Genomic DNA, 1,831 nt, shown 5'->3' on the forward strand with positions numbered 1-1,831 from the left:
GAGGTTACAGCAGTATTTAGGTTTAATTTTAAATAGAAACTCAAATAAGACGCATTTTGTAGAAATGTGGGTGAAAGCCGAAGATTTAAGTAGACCATGTGTTGATCCAGAAATTAATGATTCTAGTTGTAATGTTTTACGCATACCGATTACTGCTAGTTATTCGATTTTGCAAGAGATATATACAACTTCTTATGCGGTTGGTAGTCAAGAACATTATCCTTGGACGGGTTTAGGTTACACCTATGATTGGGGAAATCCGAAAAAACCTCGTCAGGGAGCTAGTGAGTTTCTGATCAACGGAACTAAAGAAAAACCGATAGAAGTAGAGGTTGTTTCTGTCACAGCTACGAAAGAATATTGTAATAATCAATATTTATTGTCAGATATGAAATAATTTTACATAGAGGCGCAGAGAAAAGCGATAATTGCTTTGGCACTACAAATTCACTGCTTGCTCCGGCGTAGCCCCAAAAAGTAGACATCGCTCAACTGGGAGCATCCCCAAACATGGTCACCAAAAGTGGACAAGACCCTTAATCCTGGCTGAAAAATGTCATGATTGCAGGTCTGAGCGATTAGCATTGCAGGTCAGTACATCTAAGAAGCACGGCAAGAGACAGGGTTCTGCCATGAAGCATGAGGTGTGCTAGGTGCATTCACTGTAAGTTCCAACTCCCCTTTTGCATTCATCACCCACCCTGTAGCTTCCACAAGGGAGCAAAGCGATTTTGTGAGGTGTTGAAACCTGGGACGTGTATAGCAAGTTTTCAGGATGCGATCGCAACTAAAAAACCAGGATTTGTTGAGAATATAGGGGTGTAATTGAGAACCAAACCCCGATCTCACTTTTTCGCGTTGCTCCCCTTCCACAATCGGTTTTGGTGTAGCGGTAGTAGGTTTGATGCTAACAGGTGGACTCTTGCGGGTTCTGGCGCTGGCATTAAGAGTAACCCAATCTACTTGCACTGCGTCAGGAGTTAGAACATCTGTCCTCGGATTAGTTGGTAAACCGCCGTGTCCAGTGATCACAAATCGGTTTTGGGCGTAACCTCGACTATAGCAGACTTGTGCTACTTCAGTGTCAACTGGTACTGATGGCAAGTTGACCAAACCACTGTTGGGGTCGATATCAGGCGTGTTTAATGTCACCTGTCCAGTTGCAACAATGTCACTTTCAGGGGATAACTGTTGCCGAAATTGAGTGCCAAAAATTCCTTGTGCATTGACTTGAATATTACTACCGGGGCTGCGTCCGAAGCCAGTCGCAACAATATCACTATTCTCTGAAGGGACAGCAACTAAAAATTTAGTACTAATATTTATATTGCCATCAAGCCCAGCACTGCCAGCAACACCACTAGTGGCAGAGATTAAACCCTGATGACGTAACATCAGTAAATTTTTTATCTGTAGCCCAATATCTCCACCCCGACCTGTTCTGGATTCTGCAAATACACCCGTGGGTGAGCCATTGCTATTAGCTCCATTTACTAAAAATTTATCGGTGGCTTCAATTGTTACACTACCTGCATTTCCTTCTCCAAAACTGCTGGCAACTAATTGAGCGCCACCCTTAAGTGTTAGTTGATTTGTGGTAATTTTAATGGCTCCGGCATTTCCCACTGCCTCTTTTTCAACTGCACTAAAAATACCACTTGATAAACCACTAATATCAGTACCACTGAATACTGCATTTTGGGTATTAAGATTAATACTACCTGCGTTTCCTCTGCCAAAAGTGCTAGCGGTCAGTCGAGCGCCATTAGTGATAGAAAATAACCTAGATGTGATATCTATGTTTCCACTATTACCTTGAGCATTTGGATTG

The 1,831-nt window shown here is 42.5% G+C and carries 2 pseudogenes; one reads left to right on the plus strand and one right to left on the minus strand.

What is annotated here, in order from left to right:
• Positions 1-397, plus strand: a pseudogene (locus VE944_RS10515) (hypothetical protein); the annotation flags it as partial.
• 203 nt (positions 398-600) lie between these two features.
• On the opposite strand, the pseudogene VE944_RS10520 reads toward VE944_RS10515, so the two are convergent.
• Positions 601-1,831 (minus strand): annotated as a pseudogene (locus tag VE944_RS10520) (S-layer family protein); the annotation flags it as partial.

It is taken from the genome of Nostoc sp. (genome assembly GCF_035638895.1).
Taxonomy (GTDB): domain Bacteria; phylum Cyanobacteriota; class Cyanobacteriia; order Cyanobacteriales; family Nostocaceae; genus Nostoc.